Origin of the sequence: Dyella sp. 2RAB6, assembly GCF_052115385.1 — a bacterium.
In the GTDB taxonomy this organism is placed as follows: domain Bacteria; phylum Pseudomonadota; class Gammaproteobacteria; order Xanthomonadales; family Rhodanobacteraceae; genus Dyella_D.
Window position 1 is genome coordinate 1 of sequence record NZ_JBFRGP010000035.1, and the last position, 16,788, is coordinate 16,788.

General features: G+C 59.5%; 14 protein-coding genes and 1 pseudogene. 8 read left to right on the forward strand and 7 right to left on the reverse strand.

All coding sequences use genetic code 11. From position 1 onward, the window contains the following. Positions 1 to 89: 89 nt before the first annotated feature. From AB4083_RS22260 to AB4083_RS22275, 4 genes are all read right to left on the reverse strand, one after another. Complete coding sequence (locus AB4083_RS22260; RefSeq protein ID WP_441610694.1) at positions 90 to 647, reverse strand: DDE-type integrase/transposase/recombinase; 558 nt, start codon at positions 645 to 647, stop codon at positions 90 to 92. 92 nt (positions 648 to 739) lie between these two features. Beyond that, positions 740 to 1,492, reverse strand: coding sequence for an IS21-like element helper ATPase IstB (istB, locus tag AB4083_RS22265; protein WP_441610695.1), 753 nt, complete (start codon positions 1,490 to 1,492; stop codon positions 740 to 742). Next, a complete protein-coding gene (istA, locus tag AB4083_RS22270) occupies positions 1,489 to 3,024 on the reverse strand; it encodes an IS21 family transposase (protein WP_441610696.1) in 1,536 nt (511 codons plus the stop codon). Before istA ends, istB begins: the two co-directional genes overlap by 4 nt. 238 nt (positions 3,025 to 3,262) lie before the next feature. Then, entirely contained in the window at positions 3,263 to 3,562 is a 300-nt protein-coding gene (locus AB4083_RS22275) for a hypothetical protein (RefSeq protein WP_441610697.1), read from the reverse strand. A 110-nt stretch (positions 3,563 to 3,672) separates the two neighbouring features. On the opposite strand from AB4083_RS22275, the gene AB4083_RS22280 reads away from it, so the two are divergent. The 4 genes and pseudogenes from AB4083_RS22280 to AB4083_RS22295 form a co-directional block, all read left to right on the forward strand. Continuing rightward, the gene (locus tag AB4083_RS22280) at positions 3,673 to 4,743 is read left to right on the forward strand and encodes a hypothetical protein (RefSeq protein ID WP_441610698.1); all 1,071 of its coding nucleotides are present in this window, start codon (positions 3,673 to 3,675) and stop codon (positions 4,741 to 4,743) included. Positions 4,744 to 5,043: 300 nt separating this feature from the next. Further along, the gene (locus tag AB4083_RS22285; protein ID WP_441610699.1) at positions 5,044 to 5,793 is read left to right on the forward strand and encodes an FRG domain-containing protein; all 750 of its coding nucleotides are present in this window, start codon (positions 5,044 to 5,046) and stop codon (positions 5,791 to 5,793) included. A 223-nt stretch (positions 5,794 to 6,016) separates the two neighbouring features. Further along, complete coding sequence (locus AB4083_RS22290; protein WP_441610700.1) at positions 6,017 to 6,940, forward strand: hypothetical protein; 924 nt, start codon at positions 6,017 to 6,019, stop codon at positions 6,938 to 6,940. 73 nt (positions 6,941 to 7,013) lie between these two features. Beyond that, positions 7,014 to 7,334 (forward strand): annotated as a pseudogene (locus AB4083_RS22295) (transposase); the annotation flags it as partial. A gap of 173 nt (positions 7,335 to 7,507) precedes the next feature. Here AB4083_RS22295 and AB4083_RS22300 read toward each other — a convergent pair. After that, entirely contained in the window at positions 7,508 to 7,873 is a 366-nt protein-coding gene (locus AB4083_RS22300; protein ID WP_441610701.1) for a transposase, read from the reverse strand. Positions 7,874 to 8,433: 560 nt separating this feature from the next. On the opposite strand from AB4083_RS22300, the gene AB4083_RS22305 reads away from it, so the two are divergent. Further along, entirely contained in the window at positions 8,434 to 12,792 is a 4,359-nt protein-coding gene (locus tag AB4083_RS22305; protein WP_441610702.1) for an RHS repeat-associated core domain-containing protein, read from the forward strand. 1 nt (position 12,793) lies between these two features. Beyond that, positions 12,794 to 13,162, forward strand: a complete 369-nt coding sequence (locus AB4083_RS22310) for a hypothetical protein (RefSeq protein WP_441610703.1) — start codon at positions 12,794 to 12,796, stop codon at positions 13,160 to 13,162. Between the two features lie 1,004 nt (positions 13,163 to 14,166). Here AB4083_RS22310 and AB4083_RS22315 read toward each other — a convergent pair. Both AB4083_RS22315 and AB4083_RS22320 read right to left on the reverse strand, forming a co-directional pair. Beyond that, on the reverse strand, positions 14,167 to 14,352 hold the full coding sequence (locus AB4083_RS22315) for a hypothetical protein (RefSeq protein WP_441610704.1): 186 nt from the start codon (positions 14,350 to 14,352) through the stop codon (positions 14,167 to 14,169). 730 nt (positions 14,353 to 15,082) lie between these two features. Continuing rightward, positions 15,083 to 15,535, reverse strand: a complete 453-nt coding sequence (locus tag AB4083_RS22320; protein ID WP_441610705.1) for a fasciclin domain-containing protein — start codon at positions 15,533 to 15,535, stop codon at positions 15,083 to 15,085. Between the two features lie 460 nt (positions 15,536 to 15,995). On the opposite strand from AB4083_RS22320, the gene AB4083_RS22325 reads away from it, so the two are divergent. Both AB4083_RS22325 and AB4083_RS22330 read left to right on the forward strand, forming a co-directional pair. Continuing rightward, a complete protein-coding gene (locus AB4083_RS22325) occupies positions 15,996 to 16,274 on the forward strand; it encodes a hypothetical protein (protein WP_441610706.1) in 279 nt (92 codons plus the stop codon). A gap of 100 nt (positions 16,275 to 16,374) precedes the next feature. After that, entirely contained in the window at positions 16,375 to 16,596 is a 222-nt protein-coding gene (locus AB4083_RS22330) for a TonB-dependent receptor (RefSeq protein ID WP_441610707.1), read from the forward strand. The last annotated feature ends 192 nt before the right edge of the window (positions 16,597 to 16,788 follow it).

Genomic DNA, 16,788 nt, shown 5'->3' on the forward strand with positions numbered 1-16,788 from the left:
CCATAGGCCGGCCGAACTGCAGGCTGTAGCTCTTGCTTTAAATACGCGACCAAGAAAGACTCTCCATTGGAGGACGCCCGCCGAGGCATTCAATGAGTTGCTGCTCTCGGTAAATCAAAACGGTGTTGCGACGACCAGTTGAACCTGGGTTGGCTGCCACGGTCGCTGTGGTGAATGCAGGTACCTGGTAGCGGTTGCCGGCAAGCCACGGCGGCCTCAAGGGCTGCCAGCGACAGCTGCGTGTCGATCCGTCGGGAAATGGCATAGCCAACGACCTTGCGACTGCATGCATCGAGGACAGCGGCGAGATAGGCGAAGCCCGAGGCGATGTGGATATAAGTAATGTCGGCGACCCACACGGTATCCGGTGTGGTCGGAATGCAATTTCGATACAGATTGGGAAAGGCGGCCAGGCCGTCAGTGCCGTCGGCGATCTTTTGGGATCGGGGACGCCGTTTGGCAGCCCAGCCATGTTTCGGCATGACGCGCTTCAATCGTTTGTGGTTGACCACGTGCCCCATCGCTGCCAATGCACGTTGAACACGCCGATAGCCATAGCCAGGGAATTCATCATGTATGTCATGGATGAGTGCCACCAACCGGGCGTCATCCAGCCCCACGGTGCGGATTCCGGTCAGGTTGAACATCGATTCCGGCGAGCGCTGATCATCTCGCTGGTGTTGAGCAGTTCGCTGGTCTTGAACAGGTGGCTCATCCCTGAGCCCTGACGCGTGCGCCTTTAGCTTCGACGAATGGCTGCTCTGCTGCTCTTGAGCTTTCGCATGGATTCGCCCTGAAGTGGGATCCGGTGTGCGCTATGGACGAGACGATCGAGGATCGCATCGGCAATTGTCGGCTCGCCCAGGTAAGCGTGCCATTCGGTGATCGGTAGCTGCGAGGTGATAGCTACCGAACCGCTGCCGACACGATCGTCGATGATTTCCAGCAGATCCTGCCGGGCACGGCGCCCCAACGGACTGACACCCCAATCATCTATCACCAGCAGCTTCATGCGAGCAAGCTGGGTGCGCACTGTCGTGAGATTCCCTGTCTCACGTGCAATCTCCAGCTCCTCCAGAAGGCGGGGAAGCCGACGATAGACCACCGGCATGCCCCGCCGCGCCGCTTGGTGAGCTAACGCGCATGCCAACCATGTCTTTCCTACACCGGTGGGGCCTGTGATGATCAGGTTCTGGTGCTGCATAATCCAGTCGCAGGCGAGAAGCCCTTGTACTTGCTGCTTGTCGATCCCGCGCGCCACCCGATAATCGATGTCTTCGGCGTACGCCTCAACCTTGAGTCGTGCCTGTTTGAGCAGGCGGGCGAGCCGTCGGTTCTCGCGCGCCGCACGTTCGCTATCGACCAAGGCGGCCAGGCGCTCGTCAAAGGGGCTGTCCTGCAGCGAAGGGCTAGCATGCTGCCGCTCCAGGGCATCGGCCATGCCATCGAGCTTCAGCTCCCGGAGCGCGGTCAAGGTGTGTTGGCGGCTCATGCGCTGACCTCCTTGGCCGAGGCGAAATAGTCGCTGCCACGGATGTTGCGATGCTCGGGGAGCGCGGAGGCTGAGTCGTCTATGGCATTGTCGCTAATGTGATGCCGACCGCTACTCAGCAGTGCGCGCACGGTCTTTTCCGAAGGAGAGCGGATATCCAAGGCCCGCTGCACGGCGGCCTCCAGGTCCACCGCACCATGTTTGCGTGCCAGAGCACGCAGCCGATCGCAACACGGCAAGCCAAGCCCTGGATGGGTGCGCTGGAATTGCTGCTGGACGAAGGCCGTCGTGGCCGGCCCGATGCTCTCCGCCCACCGCACGAAGTGTTCCGGTGTCCGCTCGGCATACATCGCATGATGCTTGGGAAGGTGCCCGGGATCAGTAGTGGTGCCATCGACCGGGCCCTTGCGATGACTGGCGATACGGACTCCGCTGCAGTAAATCTCCACGGCATCGGCCGACAAGCGTCCCTCTACCGCGCACCCAATGTAGGTGAAGGGCACTGAGTACCAGTGCTTGTCGAGCCGTACGTGATAGTCGGCCGGGACGGTCTGGGCGGCGCTCCATTCGCCGTGTTCGTAGGGCTGCTCCGGCAGCGGGCGAAGCGATGCGGACTCGCTGGCCTCGAACCGCTCAAGGCGGGAGCCCTCCATCTTCTTGAACGGACGGCGGTTCAGGTCGGCGATCAGCTCGGCAATGGCTTGGTTGAGCTCGGTCAGGGAGAAGAAGGTGCGGTGGCGCAGGCGCAGCAGCACCCAGCGCTGCACGATCAGGACGCTCCCCTCGACCTTGGCCTTGTCTTTCGGGCGCCGGGCACGAGCCGGCAGCACGACACTGCCGTAATGGTTGGCCATTTCCTGATAGGTGCGATGGATGATCGGATCGCGACCGGCCCGCGTCACTGCACTGCGCAAATTGTCCGGCACGATGATCTGCGGCGAACCGCCGAACGTCTCGAACATCTGGACGTGCGCCTTGATCCACTGAGGGACTTGCTGACTCGAACAGGCGAGCGCAAAAACGTAGTTGGAATAGCCTAGAACTCCGATGAACAATTCGACGTCGACGCGCTCACCGGTCTCCGGCTTGACGTAGGCCGGGCGGCGTCCAGAGAAATCCACGAAGACCCGCTCGCCCGGCGCGTGGTGCTGCCGCATCACGGGATGAAGCTTGCGCAGGTAGACGCGGTAGTAGTGGGAAAACTGGGAATAGGCCAAGGCGCGTTCGGGGCACGCCCGGCGGTATTCCTCCCACAGCAGCGTGCGGGTCATGCCCCGATGCTGCATCTGGTCGTGAACCCACGCCCAGTCGGGGTGTTGTTTCTCCTCCGTGCGGCGCACTACCCGATTGAAGAGGGCATCGATCTCGTCGAGGGGGCGCTCGGCCAGGTCGGCCCAGGTGAGCGAGTGAATGCGTACCAAGTGGCGGTAGCGCGCCACGGTGTTGTACGACCGACCGACCACGCGGCCGATCTGGCGATTGGACCACGGGGTGGTCAAAACAAGGCGTAGGATTTCCTTGAGGGAAGACATGCTGACTCCAAAGCTGCGCCACCGCGATCAGGCGGTGACATGGATATCAGCGGGCGCGACGCCGTCCGTCCCACCGGCATGAGTGCCAGGCGAGGAGGCTTGACCGGTCGAGGCGGGAGGAGGACATTAGGCGCTGATGGGGTTCGCATCCATCGCACATTGAAAGCCCGAGAGTCGCAAGCTCTCGGGCTTTCGCGTCTGGCGCTCCGCAACGGAAACTGGGCTGAGAACTTGAGCGCTAACGCATCGGCACCTCCTGCGCATTGGCAGGATCGACGGCGCCTTGGCGCAAGGACGCCAGCCAGGCCGCGATATCTCGGATGAGAGCGAATTTCCCGCGCCGGTGCGGCACGGCAAACACCGGCACCGGTACGGTCCCGCGTGAAATGGCTTGCCGCAGCGCCTCTGCCGTGGGGTATCCCAGCGAGGCCCGAAGTTCCTCGCCCCCAATCAGCGGTGTGCCGAAGCGCAACAAGAGGTCGCGCTCCAGCAGATCGGTCAGCGTGGGATTGTCAGGTGCGGTCATCGGCTCGGTCACGTCGGGTCACGACCGATGCTAGTGCGCGCAAACGACAGGGAGTAGCCGGTAAATGCGGCCCTCGTTTTACCCTATTCTTGCGCTTAAGTGATTGAAATATTGGAGAACCGATGATTCTCTCAGACGCGTGCGAAAAATCGACATCAGAGCGTGGTCGGTCGCCCCTACGGCAGCGCATCGACCAGCAGCGGGTTCAATTGTGGTTTCAATGGATTCAACTGCGCTCCCGGGGCGCGACCTACTACGCCTTGGAAAAGCAGCTGATCGGCGACGGCTTCGGTCGCAATGCGGATGGCGTGCTTTCTCACCGCCATCGAATGGCCCGCTATGCGCAGGGCAAACATGTGCCGCGCAGCGCCCTGATTGAGCGGGCCGAACTCGCATTCCCTCGCAGTCGGGCCCTGCTGGAACACGTGTACTGGGACATCATCGACCCGGAAAAAGACCTGATGACGCACCGGCCTCGATGGCTGGCCGGCTTGGGGCCGGAGACACAGCGAGTCCTGCATCGCTCCGGCTCCAGGCCCAGCGAGTTCATGGTCGACCGTGAGAAGACGTCACGCCGCCTGTTGCGGCGGCTAGAACAACTGGGAAGCTTCGAGGCCTTGGCAGCGACGGCTTTGCTGCTGCGCGAGGCGCGGGTGGAGGGCCTCGAATTGTTGGCCTACCAATGCGCCCAGTCGTTCTGGAGCATTCTGCTGCTGATAGGCTCGACGGCGCCGTTCATCAATCTTCTGCCCGCGATGGCAGCCTTGGCGGGAGATGCGCTGATTGACCATGTTCAGTTCGACGACGAACGGGTCGCGATCGCCACCGCACCGGTGCTGCTCTATGAGCGCATCCTGCGGCACCACTGCCTGGCGCGGGAAGATCGGGGACTACTGGATCCACATTGGCACAGCTGGGTGCGCTACCGGCTTAAGCTCATGCACGGAGATTATGGGTTTGACCTGCTATTCGCCCTTCGGCTGCCGACGAGGGCTACTGAGACGCTTCGTGTGGACCCGGCGCGATACCTTGCCTTCCAGAGGGACGCGTTTGTGCGGTGGAAAGCGCTCGACTACATCACCCAGGCTGAATGGGCCAAACGATCGTTCATGGACGACTGGGTCGCCTACATGGGTGATCCCGAAGGGCGCTGGCCCGAACTCAGCGATGGGCCGGCACAACTTGCAGAATAGCCCTCTGACGGGCGAGCATGAGGCGCCAATTTACAGGGGTGGAAAACTCTGAGGCTTTGCTCGCCGACACCGCAGGATATCAACAACGGTGCCGGTCGATCTGCGCACAAGCGCCACGTTAACTGCGCGCCGAGGCCAGTTGCGTCATGGATGCCAGCCTATGCACATCGGCTAGCGCGGGGCTCACGCGGCCGGCAAGGATCTACCTCACGCAGATAGGCTGACAGGCATTTGGCTATTGACTCGGGGATGACCATGACACGATGTGAAAAGGAACGTGCACTACAGCATCGCAGGGACGTGAGGACACTGGCGGACTACTTTGCTGCAATCGCGGCGCAATTGAACGGCGCGACAAGCTGCCTGTTTCGCGGCCATCGCGACGCGACGTGGGGACTTAAACCAGGTATCGCGCGCTACACGCGTAATTCGGCGGAAATGGAATGCGACATGCTGGAGGAATTCAAGCGACGCTCGATTCCCTATCTCGAATCGAGCGTCGATTTGCATGATGCGGACTGGCTCGCGATTGCACAACACCATAAGATGCCCACGCGGTTACTCGACTGGACGGGAAGTGCCTTGACCGCGCTGTGGTTTGCGATCAATCAACAAGCCGAAGCCTCGCCCGACCGAACTCGACCAGCGCAGCCAGCCGCCGTGTGGATATTGGAGTACAAAAAGACCGACTTGATTACGGAGAAAGAGCGCAACAACCCCCTAACGATAACGCGCACTGCACTGTTCAAGCCGCGGCACGTCACACGCCGAATCGCTGCACAAGACGGGTGGTTCAGCGCTCACCGGGCACATGACGGCAAAGATGTCCGATTTGTGTCCCTTGAGACGAACCAGGAGTTCAAGCGCCGGCTGCACTATGTGACGATCCCGGCCGATGCTTTTGGGCCGATGCGCCTGCAGTTGAAGATCGCAGGTGTTACGGGGGCGGCATTGTTCCCGGATTTGGACGGTATCGCGAGCGCCGTCACTGGAATGCACCTATATCCCGATGATGAAATCATGCCGCGGCTTGGACCACTATTGAGCTAGATAGAGCGGCAGCCTGCCCCAAACGGAAGCTACTGCTGTCGTGCACTTTAATCAGACGTCAGACCAAGGCGCTAAGCGCGTCAGATTAGGACGTGTTTCGTTATTACTGGCGCTGTCTCCTCAACAGTCTAAATCCTAATCTGTGGGGTTCGCCTCTAACGTACGAAAAGTCCGAATCTCGACGGGACCCCGTCTAGGCAAAAAACAACGACGAGGATCCAAGATGACAAGCAAAAATCGAAGCACACAGAAATGGTGCAAAGCCATGTCGGCGTGTGCACTCGCGGCTGTGGCGATGTCGGCGAATGCCGACGGCAGAGTGAACACCATCAGCGATGACGCACTCGTGCAACAGTGGTGGGTGGTGCAGAACGCCTGCTACGACGCACCGGATGGCCCCGCATGTGCGAAACGCGACCGCGCCGCTGCCGCGCTCGAATCGCGCGGCTATGAGTGGCACAACCACGACGTTTGGACGTCACAGTCGGATGCCGGGCATTTCAACGGCGTCGTCGAAAGCACTGACAATTGGGCGGCCGACAAGAGTCCGACCATGATGACTATGGGTGGCCCTATCACTTTAAAGAGTCTGAGGAAATATCTTTCGGACGAAAAAATCATTGCTCTCTGGAATGAATTGCACGCATCGATTCGCGATAGATATCCGCGCGCTTGGCCTATCATCGACCGACAAGTCAAACAGATAGTCGCCGATCACGCCGGTGAGAACGACCCACGCTATACACTGGATTCGACGAACGATGACGGCGCGATGCCCTCACCGCAACCGAGACCCTCGCTGCAACCGATGCCCGAATGGTCGCCGGACCCGAGCCTGAGTGCGAAACTCGTCAACACGCTCGGCATGCAACCCGATGCGACTTACGCAGAGCGTTTCTTGTTCGAAGGTCGGCCTGCTGTCCTATGGCCGACGACCTGCACGCTGGCTGCACAAATGCAAGGCAGTGAGATGAATGGCACGCGCGACTTCGCTTTCATTCGGTGGCAGATGGCGCAGTCAGGCAAGCTGTTGACGGTTCAACGTGTCGACGGCACTTACAGCGAAGGGTGTTACGTGCGAACCGCACGCGGCATTCGGATATGGTCTTTCGAACAGAAAGAACCGTTCGATTCAAACTGGCAGTAACCCGAAAGAATATGCAGTATCACTAGATACTTAGTGGTTCCGACTTACATCCCCATCTTGCAGCTTAGACCAGATTAACAATGCATTTTGGACGGCCCTGGAGCCGCTGTTGCCGGTGACGGTTCCATTGCCCAAAGGTGGTCGGCCTCGGGTGGATGACCGGGCGGCACTCAATGGCATCGTGTTCGTCTTGCAGGCCGGTATCCGGTGGGAGGACTTGCCCCAGGAACTGGGCTTCGGCAGCGGCATGATTTGCTGGTGGCGCCTGCGTGACTGATAAGCCAGGGGCGTATGGGAACGCCTGCACCTCGCACCGCTCACGCGTCTGCGCGCGCATGACCAGATCGACTGGGCAAGCATCCATGGGACCGGTGTGGCCAGCCCCGGATGTGGTCATTTTTTGTGATGGCAATGCGTGGTCACTTACCTGGCAATACGCAATATGGCGCAGTGGTCAGTACCAGTAAGCTGATCAGGAGTTGCCGGAACGATGGTCAACAGCTCCCGGAATCCGCACCACGGCTTTGGCGGTTGAGCGATAGTAGAACGTACTGCGGGCAAGGCCGATCACTTGGCAAGCCCTTCGAATGGAACAGGCCGTGGGCCGCTGACGACGAAGAAGTCTTCGTCGCTGCTCGAGTGATCGCGCTTTTGCGTTTTTTTGAGCAGATCCGCTTCCATGGTCAGCTGGCCGACCTTCCGTTCCAGCTCGGCAATGCGCAGCTCATACTCTTCGGCAACACCTGCCGCAGGCTTCTCCGTGGGATCGAATTGCCCCCGATCGAACTGGTCGAGCCACTGATGAATGAGATTGCCCGACAGCCGGTGAGCTCGTTGGGCTTCCCGGCGGCCGATAGTCCCCGCACGGATAGCGGCACAAAGGGATTGTTTAAATTGCCGGCTGAACCACCTAAAGGGGGCTTTGTAGACCATAGGACCTTTTCCTCCGAGAAGGCCCAGCAAACCGTATCACTTGCTCTTCACGACCTGGTCCAGGCCTAGGGGCTCACTTCATGCGTGCATCTATCTGCATCATGCGCCACGTCATAGAAATCTCTCTCCAGCGTAGACCTTACAAGGCTCTGCGCTATTGCATCCATTGCATCAAAAGTGAGGGAAGAAGTGCGCAGGCGAGGAGGGGGGACGACCGCGCGCGCCAAGGACAAACCATGTTGCTTGGTCATTTACTAACCATGGCATAGCCAGGTGACCGCGTCTTGAAGGAGCGATTGATCACGGAGCGCTCGGATCTCTCGGCGATGTGCCAAAAGCTCGTATGCGCGCCCTGATCCGCTCAGGCTGGACATTCAATTTAGACATCTAAGTCACGGTGGGGCGCCGCTTCCCGATCTTCACATTTCGTTGACATCGCCCCCTGAGATGCTGATATGTGGGTCTGTGGCTTGTCCGACCGGCAGCAGCACTTGGCTTTATGGATGACGCCACGCGCTGATGGAGCGCCGCGCGAACTTAGGATGACGAGGGAGACAAGGATGGTCGCTATACAAAGGTGTCATAGCCGCACGCGCCGCGTGTGGCTTTCGGCTTGGGCGATGGCTCTATGTCTGGGATGGGTGGGCGCCAGTAGCGCCACGACCTACTACAACATCCCGTTCTACATACAAGATGTCGATACGAACAATAACCCTGTGCAGTATTCGTGGGGAGAAATCAGCTTAGCGCTCGATGGGACCAAACAGTTCCTCGCAGCCCGCTACCCTGCAGGCGCAAATTGCCAAGTCGCCTCAGCCTATGAGAACGCGACGCAGCAGGCGCAGGGCAACGTCGCCAAGGTCTACTACGTATCGACCGACCCGAGCAGCTTCGTCTGCCCCAGCCATGTCATCGAGATTCAGCTGTCGGCTTACGACAACAATCCCGAGAAGAACACGGGTGATTCGGGCAACTGCAACGGCGGCACGGGCGTGGATGACGGCGACGGCATGATTATCTGCCCGGGGCAGCCGTTCGGCGGCGATCCAATCAATCTGGCGACCGGCAACAAATACGAGCAGGAAACCGATTTCGATGCCCTGCCGTGGCTGACGTTCCGGCGCTTCTACAACAGCCAGGCCAGTGTGCGGCCGGCGAGCCTGGGGCCGCAGTGGCGCCACTCCTTCGACCGCTCCCTGTTGTTCCAGAACACGTTGGTGGGTGGCGGTGGCACCTCGTACATCCAGCTTCTCCGGCCTGATGGGCGCAGCGAGCGCTTCTTGCCCACGGCCAACGGCGGCTGGGCGGCCGACCCCAATATCCCCGACACGCTGACGGCTGACAGCACGGGCTTCACGGTCTACGTCGCGGGTCCCAATCAATTCGAGCGCTACTCGACCACGGGCCAGTTGCAGTACATCGCCGATGCGACCGGCCAGACGACCACACTCACCTACAACAGTGGCCGTCTCCAGACGGTGACTGACCCGTTCGGCCGCACCCTGCAGTTTGCCTACGATGGCGCCGGGTTGCTGCACACGGTGACGCTTCCGGATGGTGACGTGCTGACCTATGGGTACACGAGCGGGACGCTGACCTCCGTCCAGTATCCCGATAGCAAGACCCAGCAATACGTCTATAACGAACCGGCCTATACGGGCGGCGCGAGCTTCCCCTACGCGATGACCGGCGTCATCGATGAGGCCGGCGTCCGGTACGACACGACCAGCTACAGCTCCACCAACGGTCGCGCGGTGTCGTCCTCCCACGCCGGCGGAGCCAATGCCACCAGTATTACCGGAGGCAGCAGCTCGTTCGCCACGATGACTTTTCCGCTCGGCGCCTCGGGCAATGTCTCCATGAAAGACGATGGCTATGGCGCCATCAAGCTGACCGGTACGTTTGCCGCCTGCAACACCGACTGGTGCAAGCAGAAGTATCAGACGATTCAATACGACACGAACGGCTATCCCAGCCAGTACACCGACTTCATTTTCAACGTCACCAAGCTTACCTACAACACGGTGGGCCTGGAAACGCAGCGAATCGAAGGCTACAACCTGGCGTCGCTCGGGCAACAACGCACGATCAATACCACCTGGGACACCACGCTTCGTAACCCATTGACGCGGGTCACGCTCGACAGCAATAACAATCCCATCACGCAGAGCGCATGGGTGTACAACGGCACCGGCCAAGTCACCGCGCGTTGCGAAGTTGACCCAGCAGTGACCGGAGCTGCCGCCTACACCTGCGGCAGCAATGCGCAGGCGCCCTCCGGCGTGCGTCAGTGGACCTACACGTACTGCACCAGCGTGGACAGCACCCAATGCCCCGTCGTCGGCCTGAAGCTGACGGAGGACGGCCCACGCACCGACGTCTCCGACATCACGCATTACAGCTACTACCTGACGACAGATGTTTCCGGCTGCACCACCGCGGGCGGAGCCTGCCATCGGGCGGGTGACCTCTACCAGGTCTCGGATGCGCTGGGCCACGTGACCACGAACACCGCCTATGACCAAGCGGGCCGGCTAACTCGGCAGGTCGACGCCAATGGCGTAATCACCGACCTGACCTATACCCCACGCGGCTGGCTCAAGACGCGCTCGATCGCCGGAGCGACGACGACATATGCCTACAAGCCTTACGGCGCCGTGGAATCCGTCACCGATGCCGATGGCGTGAAGGTCACCTATACCTACGACAATGCCCACCGGTTGACTGACATCACGGATGCCCAGGGCAACCACGTTCACTACACGCTAGATGCCGCAGGCAATCGCACGGACGAGGCGACCTATGCCGTGGGCAGCTCTACCCCGAGCCGCCACCTATCCCGCACGTTCAATAACCTGGGTCGGCTCACCAAGATCATTGATGGCTTGAACCACACCATCTTCGATGCCAGCGCCAGTGGCGGCTACGATTCGAACGGCAACTTGGTGACGTCGGTCGATGCGCTGGGCGTGACCCAGACGCGAAGCTATGACGGCCTGAATCGCTATTCGGGCCTCCAGAGCAGCGCCACGGTCAACGGCTCGACAGTCGTGTCGTCCACCAGCTACACCTACGACGTGCTGGACAACCTCACCCAAACCCTTACGCCGGACTACAAGTACACGACCAGCGCTTACGACGGCCTGAGCAACCGAAAGACGTTGACCAGTCCCGACACGGGCACCACGTCCTCCACGTTTGATGTCGCGGGCAACGTGCTGACCCGGACGGATGCAAAAAGCATCGTTGCCACGTCGAGCTACGATGCGCTCAACCGCCTTGCAGCGACCACGTACGTCGACACCAGCCTCAATGTCTCCTACCACTACGATGAGGCCAACAGTGTCACCGGCTGCGTTGGCTCGTATCCGTTGGGGCGCCTGACCCGCATGGTCGAAGCCAGCGTCACCACGGTGTACTGCTACGACGCCCGCGGCAATGTCACGCAGAAGAGCCAGACGCAGGGTTCAGTGACGGACGTTACGGGCTACTCGTATACCCCTGCGGACCGGCTGGCCGGCGTCGCCACGCCGAGTGGCACCTCCGTCCAGTACCAGCACGATACCGTCGGGCACGTCAGTGCCATCACGGCGCTCCCGCCCGGCACGACGGGCGCCAGCACCGGTAACATCGCGACCAGCATCACCTATCTGCCCTTCGGCCCTGTTGCGAGCTACACCCTGGGCAACGGCCAGACCGTCACGCGTACCTATGACCTGAACTATCAGGTGACGGACGCCACCAGCCCGGTGATCAACCTGCACTTCGCCAGGGACGCCATGGGGCGCATCACGGCCCTGGGCAATGCGCCTGGCGCCAACCCTGCCACGGAGACCTACGGCTACGATTGGTTGTCCCGTCTCACGGGCCTGAACAATGCGGCTGGCACGAGCGTGGAGTCCTACACGTACGACGCCATCGGCAATCGCACGAGCAAAACTGGTAGCGGACTCGCGACAGGAACGTATAGCTATTACCAGTATCCCCATAACTGGCTGAGCTATATCGGCAGTGCCGCCCGCGCCTACGACAACAATGGCAACACGACAGCGAGTTCGGTCGGCGGCGAATCATTCGGCTTCGGCTACAACGGCCGGAATCGGATGACCATCGCGCAGCGCAATGGCAGCACAGTCGGCACCTATACCTACAATGCCAAGGGTGAGCGAGTCGCCAAGGTGGCCACACTGCCGGCGGCGCTGAGCCAGCGCTTCGCTTATGACGAAAGCAGCCAGCTCCTCGGTGAGTACGGTGGCACTACCCGCGACTACATTTGGCTGGAAGATCTCCCGCTGGCAGTCATTGATACACAAGGCGCAGTGAGCACGACCAACTACGTGCATGCCGATGGCCTCAACACGCCGCGAGCGATCACCGACAGCACCGGCGCGACGGTATGGCAATGGGCGTATCAGTCCAACCCGTTCGGCGAGACGCAGCCCACCTCGACCGGTGGCTACACCTTCAATCTGCGATTTGCAGGGCAGTACTACGATGCTGAGTCACGCATCGCTTACAACATCAACCGTGGCTATGAAGCCGCCACTGGCCGCTACCTTCAGAGCGATCCGCTGGGACTCAACGGTGGCACCAGTACTTACTTGTACGCCAGCGGGAATCCTATGCTGTACGTCGACCCATCGGGGCTGTGCCCAGATGATGGTAATTGGTGGGCAAGTGGTCTGAAGGAGCCTGATGGGGAAACCAAGAAGGCAAAAAAGTGCCCCCTCCCAAAGCCCAACGACCAGCTTGAACCCAAATATATTCCAGGCAGCCCCCTGCACCCATGCCACAATGCCATGCTCGAAAAGATACAAAAATGCACCGAGAGCTGCCCCACCGTACTTAATCGCACATCATGTATCGAAGAATGGCGAGTAAGGGAACCGGCTTGTGTTTTCGATCACGCGGAGGAATGAGATGCAAAGCAAATTCAAGCCATTGATTAAAGTCAGCCTTCTGGTCGTTGGGGGCTTCCTGATCGGCTGGATGTCCTACTGGGCCGGCTTCAGCAAGAGCCTCGAAATCGGCTTGCATATAAATCAGCGCAACTGGTCATCTCAAGCGACTGAGTACGATCGCTTCGTCACCAAGCTCGACTCAGGGAAGGCCGAAGAAGTCAGTGCTGAGCTGAAGGCAATGAGCGCGGTGCTGAAGGAGCAAGCAAGCGTACCCGCCGGCGCGCCCAATTCTGTTTCGGACCTACTTGTGCCGACGGGCGGGTTGGCGCTGCTTCGTGACTACAACGCAGATCGGGCAAAGTCGGCGCAGCCACAACACGCAAATTGAAGCTCACTGGCTTGAGTAGCGATATGCATAGCAAGAAAGAAAGGCGGCCCCTGGGCCGCCTTTCTCTTTAACGCGTCTTTGAAGCAGAAGACCCTAGCACCTAATATGTCGTTCAATCCGAGCATGCGGGCAATCAGAGGGTCGATCTCATTCTCTTTGAAGACATCCCTTGCCTTGCCCACATCGCCAAAACCGCCGGCATTGGTCGGAATCATCCCTAACAACTGCGGCGGCACGCGGTGCGCGGCAACCGGGCGTTATCTTCAAAGCGATCCAAAGGGGCTGGATGGCGGAGCCAGCACATATGGCTATGCTTACCTGAGTCCACTTATCTATAGCGATCAGCTTGGATTGCTTCCTGGTACGCCCCCGCTTTCGTAGACATGGTTGAAGCAGCCCCTGTCAGCGCGCGCTAAGCAAGATGCGCCCCTAATGGTGCACATCGAGGAGTCGTATCTCGCCTCAAGCATCCCGATCGAGCGCGGTTCACTGACATCACCTACCTGCGCACGGCCGAAGGCTGGCTTTATCTGGCCGTCGTCATCGACTTGTATTCGCGCGCAGTGATTCTCCTGGCATCAGTGGAGAATCAGCGCCCCCTAGTGGCGATGGTAGTCGTCGATGCTTGTAAGAATCCGTTGGCGAATCGCACTTTCGCAGTCGATTGTCCCAAGGCTGCAAAGGAAGTGACTTGCGACAAACCTCACCTCCCCGTCATCGTCTTCAAGGCTTGCCGACCAACTCAGGCAGTCCCTTTCACGGCGGTAGATGGCGATGTAGATCAAGCCACCGTAAGAGCCTTGAATGCGTGTCATGATCGAGACCTCCAGCGACTGAAGCAAAGGCGAGTCAGGCATTCCAGTCATTGATCATGCACGTGACCGGTAGCCCATAAGTGTCAAGACCTTCCTTGGTGTCGTCCTAACGACACGTGTTGTGTGTTAAGCCCGCAGGCCACTCAACTTTCGCTGGTGCCAGACAACCGCTCTAGAACGCCAAGCTGATCAATCGAATGTCGGCCGCTTCTCGGCAGGCGATTCGTCTTCGCTCCTGGCTTGCGATGCGAGTATCTGCGATAAGCGAAGAAGTGCTTGTTTCGCCGCAAAGCTGATCGGCTGCCCGGCCGCCGCCGCCTTCAGGACGGGTGATGCCACCTGTTCACACCAATCGATCAATGGAGTGCCGTTCATAGAGGTCTCCGTCCATCGTGACTCGGCGGACCGAGTCGGCTAACAGCCTGGACACTAAGGCATCATAAGAGATGGCGCATGACAGGCCGATCAAGTTCAGACATCGGTCAGAAGAGCTATGACGATTCGTCTGGATTGCATCGAGTAGAAATGGGCAGGCATTACGGCGTCCCTCCCCTTAAGGCACCCTCTGTCGAACGATGCCTTCTTTCGCTCCTATTCACGACTCGACTTCACAGCGCACATGGAATCTAAGGGTGGCCGGCGCCATGGTGATTGATACATGCGGATCACCTGCCGCACCCATCCTGTGTGCTTTTGACGCATCCCAGCCAACTCTTCAATGGATGGTGCGTGACGATACGCGCCCCGCCGGTAGGGGCGGAAGAAGTAGGTGAGTCTCGCAAATGAGCTCAGAATCATCGAAAACCGCCTCGCTTGATCCGCCTCGCGGCGTCTGCCGCTGCAGCGAGTGTTTGCCTTCGAGACATCACTGGCAAGGGCTTCATAGGAGATATCTTGATGAGATCGTCGAACAGATCATTTAAGCGCGCGACCCACTTACCAAGCAGTGACATAGGACGATGGGCCGCGCGGGAAAGATGGGGGGTCATGGTGGCCGCCTCACGTGATGAACTTCTACAGGTCGAAACAGCCATCGAAGTCAGTTAGAAAGCAGGTTTGTGATGAAACCCGTGGTGAGGCTAGCCCCACCACAAGTTTCCGGTAGTTACTTCTTGGCGGGCACGTTCACCGCATCGATGGCATGGATGATGCCGTTGCTTGAGGTGATGTCTCGCCCGGTGATCGTTGCGCCACCGATGCGGAGCTTGTCGCCGTCTTTCGTGATCGCAGCCGTCTGGCCTTGCATCATCTTCGGCGTGGTCAGTTTCTCGACGTCAACCGCCGACACTCGACCGGGCATCACGTGGTACTTCAGCACGGAGATCAACTCCGCTTTATTCTCTGGCTTTAGCCAGTTCTCTAGAGTGCCGTCCGGCAACTTTTTGAACGCCGCATCCGTCGGCGCAAAGAAGGTATAGGGGCCCGATTCCTTCAGGGTCTGGGTGAGTTCCGCTGCTTCGAGAGCCTTGCTCAGCGTATGGAAGGATCCATTCGCGGCCGCTGTCTCGACGATGTTTTTGCCAGGGGCGTGAGCGGTATTGGAGTCATGGTTGGACATATATGTACCTTGAGTGGTGATCCGAGTGGCGGATCTGGAGCGGCCGAAGCCGCAACTCCGATAAGAATCGGAGAAGTACTCAGGTGGCGTTAGGGGCAGGACCGCGTGACTGAGGCGCCTGCCAAAGAGGAGGCTGTCTTTCTGGCGCCAACGCAGCATGCGCCTGGGGTTGTTAGGCGGGGGTAACGCGAGGGGACAAGGCAGACGTGATATTTGACGCGATCGCTTTGGATCCCTGTCGAAGCCTTGGAGCGCAAGGGGTTTGACGACACGTTACGGTAGCGTAACGGATGAAGGCGCATGTTCAGGGAGCGCCGCGGGTCAGGCAGTCATGTCCCCGGCACCTCAGACTATCCGTGACTTTCCTCCAAGGTCTCTGAGCCTCCTCCGCCCTGATCGGAGTTGTGGGTGATGCACGCGCACGCCCTGCGGGATGCAGGATCGCACTCGAGGCCTTTCCATGTACATCCTCAATCATCTGAATTTGCTCTACTTTCACCCCCACAAGTTGCACTTCTCGCCGGTCACGGATGTTGCGAACAGCGATTGCCATACTCAGCGATTTTCAGGCCATTCGGTATGGGCGGCACCATCTCTGGCAACGCCTCTGTCGCTGTTCCGACAGGATGACGGCGCACTCAAGTTCGGCCAGGTGGAATCAGCTAAGGACCGAGATCGCATCGATTCGGATCGCATGGACGACGATGGATCACCTAATGCAACCCGTAGCTCATCGTGATCGGTAACCACCCGGGGCGCCAAACAATGCTTGATCTTTGCGCCCTATTGCCTCCGAGAGACCCGGAGTGCGTCGGTGATCTCTATCAAAGGGAACTGTCATGACTAATGTATCCGGCAAAACCACGAATGGCTTTACATACGAGGGCGAGTACGAGCTCACCCGCTCGGATCGTGTCAGGTGGAGCGCAACCTATCGGCGTGATGGAATCTTCTTTGGGATGCGCCATGGCGGCATCAATGAACTTCTCGGCGTATCGCTGAATGAGCTTCGAGAAGCCGTCATGGAGGACATCGAGCTTGTCTGGGTCCGTTCCAACTAGACGAAGTGCAATACCTTGCTGCGCATCGATTGCACGCTCTCCTGATCGAGCGCTGTTGACTCTCCTCGGTGGCCAATGTGGACGTTCACGTCCTCAGCTCCCTAGGTGGGGTGAATGCGTTTGGTTTATAGCGAGTCCCCTGGTGCTCATTGAAGGACCACCATCCGTCAGGGGTGGTGAAGGCGATTTCTC